The organism is Collinsella sp. zg1085, from assembly GCF_018889955.1.
Taxonomy (GTDB): domain Bacteria; phylum Actinomycetota; class Coriobacteriia; order Coriobacteriales; family Coriobacteriaceae; genus Collinsella.
This window is the reverse complement of record NZ_CP076545.1, coordinates 1,186,566-1,199,154: the sequence shown is the minus strand read 5'-3', so window position 1 is coordinate 1,199,154 and position 12,589 is coordinate 1,186,566. Positions and strand designations below refer to the sequence as shown.

At 47.8% G+C, this 12,589-nt stretch carries 7 protein-coding genes; 4 read left to right on the top strand and 3 right to left on the bottom strand.

The genetic code is table 11. The features are described from left to right. Positions 1-39: 39 nt before the first annotated feature. On the bottom strand, positions 40-1,431 hold the full coding sequence (locus KPC83_RS05110) for an aminopeptidase (protein WP_216278190.1): 1,392 nt from the start codon (positions 1,429-1,431) through the stop codon (positions 40-42). Between the two features lie 160 nt (positions 1,432-1,591). Here KPC83_RS05110 and polA point away from each other — a divergent pair, with 160 nt between their 5' ends. Next, the gene (gene polA / locus KPC83_RS05105) at positions 1,592-4,360 is read left to right on the top strand and encodes a DNA polymerase I (protein WP_216278189.1); all 2,769 of its coding nucleotides are present in this window, start codon (positions 1,592-1,594) and stop codon (positions 4,358-4,360) included. Positions 4,361-4,563: 203 nt separating this feature from the next. On the opposite strand, the gene KPC83_RS05100 is transcribed toward polA, so the two are convergent. Then, entirely contained in the window at positions 4,564-6,843 is a 2,280-nt protein-coding gene (locus KPC83_RS05100; protein WP_216278188.1) for a KUP/HAK/KT family potassium transporter, read from the bottom strand. 134 nt (positions 6,844-6,977) lie between these two features. Next, positions 6,978-7,817 (bottom strand): HAD family hydrolase, encoded by an 840-nt coding sequence (locus tag KPC83_RS05095; RefSeq protein ID WP_216278187.1) that lies wholly within the window; start codon positions 7,815-7,817, stop codon positions 6,978-6,980. Between the two features lie 547 nt (positions 7,818-8,364). Here KPC83_RS05095 and KPC83_RS05090 point away from each other — a divergent pair. The 3 genes from KPC83_RS05090 to KPC83_RS05080 all read left to right on the top strand — a co-directional run bounded on the left by KPC83_RS05090 (position 8,365) and on the right by KPC83_RS05080 (position 12,381). Further along, complete coding sequence (locus KPC83_RS05090) at positions 8,365-9,726, top strand: argininosuccinate synthase (protein WP_216278186.1); 1,362 nt, start codon at positions 8,365-8,367, stop codon at positions 9,724-9,726. 61 nt (positions 9,727-9,787) lie between these two features. Next, positions 9,788-11,188: an argininosuccinate lyase gene (gene argH, locus KPC83_RS05085; protein WP_216278185.1), complete on the top strand. Its 1,401-nt coding sequence runs from the start codon at positions 9,788-9,790 to the stop codon at positions 11,186-11,188. Positions 11,189-11,370: 182 nt separating this feature from the next. After that, positions 11,371-12,381: a LacI family DNA-binding transcriptional regulator gene (locus tag KPC83_RS05080; RefSeq protein WP_216278184.1), complete on the top strand. Its 1,011-nt coding sequence runs from the start codon at positions 11,371-11,373 to the stop codon at positions 12,379-12,381. Positions 12,382-12,589: the final 208 nt, after the last annotated feature.

Sequence of the window (12,589 nt, the reverse complement as noted above, 5' to 3'; positions counted from 1 at the left end):
CTTGACTGACCCATCACAGGAGCAGTTTATACAAGAGCGTTATGAGCGCTCTAAGAAGGCTTTATACCCACGATATGCCTCATATATATCTACTTTGCTAGCAACCTCCCATAGGGAGTGCATAGAGAGCACGGCAACACCCGAATCGATAACATCCATGCCATACTCAGCAAGAATGTATGCAATGGTGCCTCCGCCGCCTGCATTTACGCGACCAAGCTCACAGGTTTGAAAGCAAATATCTGCAGAATCCATAATGTCGCGAATGAGTGCCATATATTCAGCGTTAGCATCGTTTGAGCCGCCTTTGCCGCGTGCTCCTGTATATTTGTTAAAGCATAAGCCATGCCCTAACAAAGCACTGTTTTTCTTCTCAAAGCGATCTGCATACAAGGGGTCAAAACCAGCAGAAACATCACTTGAGAGCATGCGAGAATGTGCTAGCATGCGGCGCAGCGTGAGTGGGTCATTGTTGCCGGTTAAGTTAAGAATTTCTGCCATCGTGTTCTCAAAGAATCGGCTGGTCATTCCTGTTGCCCCAACTGAGCCAATTTCTTCTTTGTCCACCAAGAGACATACGCTTGTGCGCTTAACTTGTGGGCAGCCAAGCTGCGCTATGAGGGAGGTATAGGCGCACACACGGTCATCTTGTCCGTATCCCATAATCATTGAGCGGTCGAGCCCCAGCTCACGTGCTTCACCGGCGGGGACAACTTCAAGCTCAGCAGACAAGAAGTCTTCTTCATCAACCTGATACGTTTCGGCAAGGAGCTTGAGGAAATATGCGGCAACTGGGCGCTTCTCAGCCTCATCGCCTTCTACCTTAAGCGGACGACCTCCCACCAAAAGGTCGAGCGCTTCGTGCTCAATGGCTTCGGCGGCAGGTTTTTTGAGTTGGTCAGCGGCGAGATGAATGAGAAGGTCACTTATGCAAAAGATAGGGTCGCTAGGTTTATCGCCAATATTAACCTCAATAGTTGTTCCATCTTTTTTGCAGATAACACCTTGTAGCGCCAGCGGTGTTGCTACCCAGTGATAGGACTTTACACCGCCATAATAATGAGTGTCGAGATATGCAAGGTCAGACTCCTCATAAAGAGGATTTTGCTTAAGGTCAAGGCGAGGGCTATCAATGTGCGCTCCCAATATATTGAGACCATTTTCAAGCGAATCACTACCTAGATTAACAAGCATGAGCGCCTTTTTGTGAATAGCCGCATAAATCTTATCGCCCGCTTTAAGTGTTTCATGTGCTGCAAGCACGTCGGTGATGTCGCGGTATCCATGCTGTTTGGCAAGCTCAATAGCACTTGCAACGCAGGCACGCTCAGTTTTGTTATTGCTGATAAAGCGGCGATATGCCTCGGTAAGTGTTTCCATCTCAAGCAGTTGTTCGTCGTTGAGATGTTTCCACGCAGAGGGGCGTTCCATAAGACTCCTTTGTTTGTGTTGTACTATCAGCATCCTACCAGAAGCCCTAATCGCTTCTGGCATTCTCGGGAAAATGACTATCACTCTGTCAGAGCTTGGCGTACTCCACTAGACTTAAGGCACTATCAATACATCTTTGGCTGCTTTAATTGAGGTATTTATGTCAGACACAGCAACTTACCGTAAAACCCTTGCCGTTATCGATGGAAATTCGTTAATGCACCGTGCGTTTCATGCGGTACCTCCCAATATGACCGCACCTGACGGTCGCCACACAAATGCCGTTTTTGGCTTTCTCAATATGTTTCTTAAAATGATTGATGCCTTTCATCCTGATATGATTGCCTGTGCCTTTGATAAGGGGCGTCCGCAGGTGCGCATGGACATGCTGCCCAGCTACAAAGCGCAGCGGCCTCCCATGGACCCAAACTTGCGTGAGCAGTTTCCCATTATTAAAGACCTGCTCACACAGCTCCACATTCCTATTCTTGAAGCTCAGGGCTGGGAGGGCGATGACATTTTAGGAACCGCCGCGCGCATTGGCGAGGCTGCCGGATTTGATGTGTTGCTGATTACGGGTGACCGTGATATGTATCAGCTATCAACAGATCATGTCAAGATTGTAGGCACCAAAAAAGGTCTTTCTGATGTGCAGATTATGACCCCCGATACCGTACAGGATCTCTATGGGGGCATTACGCCTGAGCTGGTTCCAGACTTTTATGGACTAAAAGGTGATAGCTCCGATAATATTCCGGGTGTTCCAGGTATTGGTCCTAAAAAAGCCAGTGCGCTCATCATGGAGTACGGCAGTCTTGACGGGGTTATTGCCCATGCCGATGAAGTTAAGGGCAAGATGGGCGAGAATTTGCGCGCGCATATTGATGACGCACTGCTCTCGCGCAAAGTAGCAACCATTCTTACCAATGCGCCGGTTGAGCTTGACGTGCATGCTTTGGAATTTCCCGCGTTTAGCGCTTCTGATGTTGCAGAGGCTTTAGGCTCGGTTGGCATTAACTCCATGCAAAACCGTTTTGTCGCGCTGCTGGGTGATGATGCTCTGAGCGCTGCAAGCGCACCGACACTGGATATGCCTCATGAATGGGTGAGGGTTGATGCCACCTCAGATGAAAGCTTGGCTTTATTTGCACAGGCGATTATGAAATCTATTGCAACTGATGCTTGGCTGGGGCTTGCACTTGATAACCCTGATACGCAAGATAGTCTGTTTGTGCCCGCACGGACTTTGTGGATTGCTACCACAGACACACTCTTTGCTCTTGAGGAGGCAGAGGGGCAGCTTATTGGAGATTCATCTAAGCTTCCATGGGATACACAGGCAGGGCAGGTAAAAGGTGTGCTCAAGCTTATCTTTGAGCAAGCTCGAGTTGTCTCTGCTGACCTCAAGGAGCTGCTGCATGTTATTGCACCTGCTGATTCAAGCCTTTCTGCCTCAATTGACCCTATAAGTATTGATTCAAGCAGAATGTTTGACACCACAATTAGTGCCTATCTATTAGACTCGTCCCGTACTGATTTTGATGATGCGTATCTGTGTGAGTGTTATCTACACGCAGCGGTTCCACTTGCTAAAGAAGATGAGGGTGCACCAAAAACTGCCTTGCCGCGTGCGGCGCAAAGTGCCGTTTTGAGCCGTATCCTGCGTGAAAAGCTCTATCAGGCTATGAGTAAAGCTGGAGCCTTGCAGGTTTTTACCGCGATTGAAATGCCGCTCGTCTGCGTTTTGGTGGATATGGAGCGCACTGGTATGTCAGTTGATCCAAAGCGGCTTTCCGAGATGTCAAACAAACTAGCTGCTCAAATTGCTGAGCTTGACGGTTCTATTCGTGCGATGGCAGAAGATGATGACTTCAATATTTCAAGCCCGATGCAGCTGTCAAAGATTTTGTTTGACAAGATGGGGCTGCCAACACGTGGGCTCAAAAAGACCCAACGTGGCTATTATTCAACCAATGCAAAGGTGCTTGAAGAGCTTGCGGCTGAGCATGAATTTGTGCGCTTAATCTTGGAATATCGTGAGAAAACCAAGATTAAATCTACCTATCTTGATACCTTGGGTGACTTGCGCCGAGGAGACGGACGAGTACACACAACCTATAATCAAACTATTGCAGCTACGGGAAGACTTTCGAGCTCAAAGCCTAATTTGCAAAATATCCCAACGCGCTCAGAGCTTGGACATACGGTAAAAACGGCATTTGCTGTGGGCGAGGGTTCGGTCTTTGTTGCAGTTGACTATAGCCAGATTGAGCTTCGTTTACTTGCGCACCTCTCGGGTGACACACACCTGATTGCTGCATTTAATGAGGGTGAAGATTTTCATGCAGCCACAGCAGCACGTGTTTTTGGATTGGACCGTGACAAAGTTACTTCTGAGCTCAGGAGCCGCGCAAAAGCAGTAAATTTTGGGATCGTCTATGGTCAGCAGGCATATGGTTTGTCTCAAACACTGGGTATCTCACAGTCTGAGGCACGCATGATGATAGACCGGTATTTTGAGGCATATCCTGGTGTTCGGGCATATTTGGATGAAACAATTGCCTTTGCCCGCACGCATGGATTTGCTGAGACGATGTTTGGGCGACGTCGCCCTATCCCAGATATTCAAACGCGCAACGCTGCAAAGCGTATGTTTGCCGAGCGAACCGCTATGAATCACCCTATGCAGGGGAGTGCAGCTGACATTATTAAGCTTGCTATGATTGACGTTGCTCGGTGCCTTCGCTCAGGTGGGTTCCGTGCGCGTATGATGCTGCAGGTACACGATGAGCTTGACTTTGAGTGTCCACGCGATGAGTTTGAGGCATTGGGCGCAATGGTAAAAGAGCGCATGGAAAACGTTGTAGAACTCAAAGTTCCGCTTATTGCTGATATTTCATGCGGTATTACGTGGGCCGAGGCAAAGTAGCTCGTGAGTATGTGCTGAGCAGACGCTCGGTGACTTACGTTCTGCCATGCATAGCATAGGAACATAGCTTATAAACCCTGCATCGTTGAATGTGCGATGCAGGGTTTATTTGCGTGTTTAAGGCTATAGGTTTGAAACCCTAGATGTTTGAGACATCACGTTGCAGGTATTGTGCGCGAACAGTGGTATATCCCTTTAAGCCCCTAGTTGTCTACATGTTCGCCAGCGGTAGCTTGCTCGGATTCGCGCTCGGCATCGTCGGTGTGAGGCAAATCTTCATGTTCAACGGCAGGTAAGCCTTCTGAGAACAAATCCTCCAAGGGTTCATCAGACTCAGCCTCTTCTTCATCAACTAACTGAATAGTTTGCAAAGTTGTATCCTCAGCGGCAAGAGTCACGGGCTCAGTCTGCAAATTGCTGGGCAATGTGGCTCCCACACGCTCAAGATGCGCGCTTGGACGGCGCTTTACAAAGAGCGGAACATATTCAAAGAAGGTTGCTGAGTTTTCAAGACCAAACCATTGTGATGGTGAGCCACAGATGCGGCGAATTACATATTTTGCAGTCATAACCGCATGATCTATATGAAGCAGGTCACTTTCAGGGGTGAGCGCTTTGCGCAGCATGCAGAATTTGAAGTCACCAACATGAGAAGGTTCATGATAAACCGAATATTCATGGTTTTGCGGAGGGAGTTCTCCGCTCGCCATGAGGTCGCCAACTATCTGGCGCAGATAAGCGTTTATGCGCTGGTTTTCTTTGAAGCCAAGTTTGAGCGTGACGTTAAAGACAAAGTCGGTACCAATGGAGTCAACATAGTACAGACGGGTATGCGGCTCGTCAGTTACCATGACATTCAAGAACCAATATGCGCGTGCGCGCTTGGGATATTTGTCCAAAATTGAATATAGAACGTCGCGGTCAATGCTTCCATGGCAGGCTCGGTTGAGCAGGAAAACGAGGTTATCTGCAATAAGCGGATAGCTTGCATCGTCGCGCAAGCGCCCAAGTTGCGGGATATACTCTTTAATGGGCAAAAGTACTGTTTGAGTGCGTTCAATAGCGGTTCCCCGACGCCACACAAGCATGACGCAAAGTAGCACCAATGTCATGAGCAGCGTGATATAGCCACCATGTAAAAACTTGGTGAGGCTTGAACCAAAGAACATAATCTCGATAAAGCCAAAAAAGACAATGAAAATAAGAGCGTATGCGGTGCGCTTCATAATCTTAGAAAGATATACACAGAGTAAGATGCTGGTCATGAGCATGGTAAGCGTGATGGCAAGACCGTAGGCTGCTTCCATGTGCGCCGAGCTTTGGAAAAGCAAGACAACAAATACGCAGCCTATCCACATAATGGTATTGACCAGCGGAATATAGAGCTGACCTTTGGTATCACTTGGATAGTTAATTTGAAGATGAGGCATCAAATTAAGGCGTGCTGCCTCAGACACAATGGTGAAGGAACCCGTGATAAGCGCCTGAGATGCAATGATGGCGGCAAGGGTGGAAAGAATAACAGCAAAGGGACGAAAACCCTCAGGCAGCATCTCAAAGAAGGGATTGAGGTCTGGTATGGCTTGAAGTTCAATATTATCAGCATTGGCTAGAAGCCATGCGCCTTGACCGAGGTAGTTAAGAATAAGACAGGCTTTTACAAAGGGCCACGACGCATAAATATTCTTTGCGCCAACGTGTCCCATATCAGAGTAGAGTGCCTCAGCACCGGTGGTTGCAAGAAAGACTGAGCCTAAGACCATAAGTCCGGCACGATTATAGGGTGATAACAAAAACTGTACGCCATACCAAGGGTTAAGTGCTCGCAATACGCCTGGATTGGTGATGAGCAGTGATATGCCTGCAATGCCCAAAAAACCAAACCAAAGCGTCATAACCGGTCCAAAGGCGCGTCCGATATTTGAGGTGCCGGCGCGCTGTGCCACAAAGAGCAAAGAGATGATAGCTATGGTTATAAGTACAACTTTTCCCTGGTTAGGACCTATCAGACGTGCGCCAATATCGATAGTACGCAGGCCTTCAATTGCGGTGGTAACCGTTACCGCCGGTGTGAGGATACCATCGGCTAGGAGTGCCGCTCCACCGAGCATGGCAGGCAAAATAAGCCACTTAGAATAGCGCCGCACAAGACTGTAGAGTGCAAAAATACCACCCTCACCACCGTTGTCAGCACGCATGGCAACAAGGACGTATTTCACGGTTGTTACAAGCGTCAAGGTCCAAATAACGAGCGACAGGGCGCCAAGTACCAGCTCTTGGTTGACCATAGAAAGCCCGCCACCGCCGCTAACAATTGCTTTCATAACGTACATAGGGCTGGTGCCAATGTCGCCATAGACAACGCCAAGGGTCACCAGCACCATTCCTAAAGAGAAAGGAATTGCGGTGTGTGAGCGCCGCAAATCCTGAGCCTTCTCGGTAGCCTCTTCAATCAAAGCAGCGTGCTCAGTATGAGCGTCCATGTGTCCCTCGCAGTCTCCGCAAGAATATGCGCCAACCCCGCCATAGTTGGGGATGGCGGGGTTAGTCTCTCATATGATAATCCCGCAATTCTAGGGAAGGAAGGACTTCTCGTCTAGTGGGCTCAACTATTAGGTTAACGGTTAGTCTGCGCCTGAAGTATAGCATCGAGCACTTCTGCAACACCATAATCATTATTACTTGGAATGCGATGTGTACCATGCGCGTCCATGTGAGGCTCTGCGTTTGAAACTACATAGGCATGACCTGCAAGCTCAAGCATTTGAATATCGTTGTAGGTGTCGCCTGCTGCAATGCAGTCATCAAGGGAGATGCCTAAGCGTGCGCTTAACATGGTAAGAGCCGAGCCTTTATTCACGCCTTGATTCATAATATCAATCCATTGTTTGCCCGCATTTGTGACGCTAAATTCATGATTGAAGGCAGGTCCATAGCAGCTTGCATAGATTTCTTCGCTATCAAACTCGGGGAAGAAAACCGTGTATTTATCAACGGCTTCATCGAGTTCGTCTAGGTTATCGCGGTAATCGATGACCGAGTAAAAACTCCGAAAGTAATCATCAAAGTGTTGATATGTACGGGGGATATAGCACGCGTTAATACCGCAAACACAAGGGCAACCGCGCCCATCCTGCTTGGTAAATTGAAGGAGTCTACGATAGGTTTCTCGGTCAATGAGATTTTGAAAAACAGGTGTTTTACGGTCATATATTGCAGCCCCATTGTCGGCGAGAAAGGCCATATGACCTTCAAGCTCGGCAAACATGGCGCGCAGGGTGTAGTATGGCCGCCCGCTTGCTGCACAAAATGTTATCCCGGCTGCATCAAGGGCTAAAATCTGCTCGGTTAGCCGTGGCGGAAGACTACCATCATCGGCAATAAGTGTGAGGTCCATGTCACTGGCAATGAGCTTGACGGTTTCAAGTTTGGTGTCGTCGGTATACCAGGGAAGCATGTAGCGCAACCTTTCTCTGATACGGTGCATATCCACTTAACGATAGCAGAGATATACTTGAGTGTGCTAAAGAACAATACCGCGCTCAGCCAAAACGGTTTATACGCAGGACGTGCTACAAGTCTGAACTGCTCTGTTATCAACTTGAAATAATTAACTTGCTAAGTTGAGCGAGTTTGCGTACTATACCCGCTATCGCGTTTACTGGACATACGGGTTTAGATGAACGCGTCATTGTTGAAGGGTTTGTTGGTATGTCAGTTGCTACTGCGACAAAGATGTTTTCACAGGCACTGCTTGCAGGTGCTTCCTTTGTTGCTGCACACACCAACCGACGCCGCCGCACGATTGCTCGACGACGATAACGTCGCCCATCGTTTGAGGCACTAGCTGTTATTTGGGTTCACGTTCAGTTCGTCGAGTATGAGTTCGACGAACTTTTTTATGCGTTGAGCTCATATATCAACACCTCGTGTAATACATCATTTATAAGGCGTTGCGCCGTCTGTTTGTGAACTCATAGGTAATCCGTTTGAAAGGATATGGTATGAGCGCATCTGCACAAAAAGAAAAAGTAGTTTTGGCCTATTCAGGTGGTCTTGATACGTCAGTCTGCGTTAAATGGCTGCAAGAAGAAAAGAATTTAGATGTTATTGCTGTATTAGGAAACGTTGGGCAAGAGCATGACGGTCTTGAGCAAATCAAAGAAAAGGCCTTGTCGCTGGGTGTAGTGGCCTGTGAAGTTATTGATATGCAGGACGAGTTTTGTAGCTCATATATTACGTGCGCACTTGCGGCAAATGCCATGTATGAAAACAAGTATCCACTGCTTTCTGCCTTGTCGCGTCCGCTTATCTCAGCTCATCTGGTTGCGGTGGCGCATAAATATCATGCACAGTATGTTGCGCATGGTTGTACCGGCAAAGGCAATGACCAGGTGAGATTTGAGACCTCAATTTTGACGCTTGACCCTTCGCTTAAGGTTATTGCACCGGTTCGTGAGTGGAACCTTGGCATGAGACCCGATGAGATTGCCTATGCGCTTGCACACGGGGTACCCGTTGGTGCAAGTATTGAAAAGCCATATTCCATTGATGATAATCTGTGGGGTCGTGCCATTGAGGCGGGCGTGCTTGAAGACCCTTGGGCTGAGCCGCCCTCAGATATTTGGACGATGACCACCAATCCTGTTGATGCGCCTGACACTCCTTGCGTTGTTGAAGTTGGTTTTGAGGCAGGTGTGCCTGTGAGCTTAAACGGTATGAGTATGCCTATGGTGCAACTTATTACTGAGCTTAACGAGCTTGCGGGGTCTCATGGCTATGGTCGTATTGACATGATTGAGAATCGCTATGTAGGGCTTAAGTCGCGTGAGTGCTATGAGGTGCCGGCAGGTCTTGCGCTTATTCAGGCGCATAAGGCACTTGAAGATTTGTGTCTTGAGCGCTCGGTCTTGCATAAGAAGCTTGAGATTGAGCAGTCTTGGGCAGATTTGGTATATAACGGTCAGTGGTTTAGTCCCTTAAAGCAGGCCTATGATGCATTTCTTGCATATACCCAAACAACGGTTACCGGTGTTGTTAAGCTCAAATTTTATAAGGGTTCATGCGTGGTGATTGGCCGGAAGAGCGCTTATTCACTCTATGATTTTAATTTGGCAACCTATGATAACGATGATGCGTTTGACCAGAGTGATGCAAAGGGCTTTATCAATATTCAGGCGCTTTCACTCAAGACCTGGGCACGTAAAATGGTCGAGCAGGCTGAACCCTCTGTAAGTGAGCTATCTGAAAAAACTGCCTCTGAGCTTGATGTTCAGACGCCAGAAGTAAAAGCGGTGACACCGCAGGTGTATGCAAGCTATCAACATGAGCACTATGCAGATAGCCTACACGCTGCCGCGCGGTAGTGCGCGCTGTACGTGTAGCAATTGAACCTATAGGCATAAGAATAGATACGAGAGGATGATTATGGCGCTTTGGGGTGGCAGATTTGAGGCGGGTGTTGCTGAAACAACACAGGCCTTTGGTGCTTCGCTGCCGGTTGACAGACATCTATATCATGAAGATATTCAGGGCTCAAAGGCACATGCAACCATGCTGGCACAACAAGGCATTATTTCTCATGATGATGCCGATGCAATTGTTGCAGGGCTTACCTCAATAGAGCATGATATTGATGCAGGTGCATTTACCTTTGATATAAACGACGAAGATATTCATATGGCAGTTGAGCGCGAGCTGATTGCACGTATTGGAGAGGCTGGCAAACGCGTACACACCGGACGCTCACGCAACGATCAGGTAGTGACTGACACGCGCTTGGCGGCTAAGCGTCTGGCTGCGTCTCTCATGCAGGCAACACATACACTGCGTACAACCTTGCATACCTTAGCTCAGCAAGAGAAAGATACGGTGCTCCCTGGTTATACGCATTTGCAGCATGCTCAGCCGGTGTTGTTAGCTCATCATCTTTTAGCCTATGCTTGGATGTTCAAGCGTGATTTTACGCGGTTTTATGAGGCATATCAGGCAGCAAATATGTCATCTTTGGGAGCAGCAGCGCTTGCGGGCACAAGCTATCCGCTTAATCGGCGTATGACAGCATATGAGCTTGGTTTTGCAGATGTAATTCCCAACTCACTTGATGCGGTATCCGATCGCGATTTTTTGCTTGATTTGCAGTATGCGGCCTCAGTATGCGCTATGCATCTTTCGCGCTTGTGCGAGGAGCTTGTGATATGGAGCACATCAGAATTTGGGTTTGTGACCTTCTCTGATGAGTTTTCAACTGGGTCAAGCATTATGCCGCAAAAGAAAAACCCTGATTTTGCCGAGTTAATCCGTGGTAAAACAGGGCGGGTATATGGCAATCTTATGCAGCTGCTGGTGACCATGAAAGGCTTACCGCTTGCCTATAATAAAGATTTACAAGAAGACAAAGCGGGCATGTTCGACTCAGCTCATACGGTGCAAGCATCTCTTGAACTTATGAGTGACATGCTTTTGACCTGTACTTTTCATGCTGATGCTATGTGGGCAGCGTGCCAGAGCGGTTATTTAGCAGCAACCGATATTGCCGATTATCTTGTTAAGCGCGGTATGCCGTTTCGTGAGGCACATGCCGTGGTAGGTCAATTGGTGCTTGTCTGCGAGCAGCGCGGCTGTGATTTTGCAGGCTTAGCGCTTGAAGATTTTAGACGTGCAAGTGAGTGTTTTGAGGCCGATATTGTGGGCGAGCTTGATATAGCGCGCATAGTAGCTGCCCGCAACACTGAGGGAGGAACAGCTCCTGAGGCAGTAGCACAGCAAATGAAACTTGTGCGTGCTACACTTGTCGAAGAAGAGGCAATCCTTGGAGGTTTGTCATAGCTCTGCCGTATATGTGTAGGTAAAACCTTGCAGAACGTGATGCGTCAATCTATACAGCTTTGTTGCACATGCCGAATAGCTGCTTGCCGTGTACCTTTTTTGAACTAGACTAGCAACTAAACATCTACTAATTTGTTTAGTCGATAGCTATCTATGGTTTTACGCGAGTAAGGGGCGGCGAGATGGCAAAGGTGAGCATTCGCGAGATTAGTCGTGTAACCGGTTTTTCTCCCGCCACGGTTTCAAATGCGCTCAACCATAAGCGCAGCGTGAGCGAAGAGACAGCAAAGCTTATTTTTGAAGCGGCACAATCAATGGGCTACCAGCAGCCTCAGCAGCTTGATACCATTCAGTTTGTGCTGGCGCGCAAAAATGGCAAGATTGTTGATGAGAGCACCTTTCACCCTGCTGTTATCGAAGGTGTTGAGCGCCAGGCGCGGTACTATAACATGTCAACCTCATTTGTTTCGCTTGATTTTTCTGATGTGAATGCCATTAAAGGAGAAATTGCCCAGCTTGTTAGTGATTCTTCTGCTGCCATTGTGCTGTTAGGCACCGAGCTTGGTGAGGCTGATTATGCTTTATTTGAAGGAGCAGCTGCTCATATTATTGTGCTTGATGGTTGGAGCAATCGCTTTGCCTTTGATTCGGTGGTAATTTCAAATACTGATGCGTCGTTTAGCGCGGTAAATTACCTGATTGAGCGGGGACATACAAGAATTTTTTATCTTGCAGGAGACTTTAGGGTTCAGAATTTCAAGGCGCGTGAGCTTGGATACCATCAGGCGCTTGAAGAAGCAGGAATTGTTTGGGGTGCCAATTGGATGGTGCACGTAGGCACCACACTCGAATCAGCATATACCGATATGTCAGCGTGGCTTGATGTAGTGGATGCAACAGAGCTACCAACGGCATTTTTTGCTGATAATGATGTACTTGCTGTAGGTGCACTCCGTGCGTTGTTAGAGCATGGTTTGCGAGTTCCTGAAGATATTTCAATCATTGGCTTTGATGATTTACCCTTTGGCGCGTTTTCAAATCCTCCATTAACCACCGTACACGTGCTCAAGCATGAGGTGGGTGCAACTGCTGTGCGTCGTTTGCTAGGCAATATTAAAAATCCTAAGAACTATACCTGCAAGACTCAGATAAATACCTACTTTGTAGAGCGAGAAAGCGTACGTGCTTTATAGATGCTTCGCCTTTCAATACTAATCGTATAACCGCCCACGGTCCAAAACCGACCATTCACGGAAGGTATTCCCTAAATTACTAAACAGTGATATAAAACATTTAGTAAACATTGTTTAGATGTGCTGTACGGTAGCACCTTGCGGGAGCGATATGTATCCGTTATGGCTAGAGGGTGAGCCTTGGCTCAGTGGTGTTGCTGCAAACATA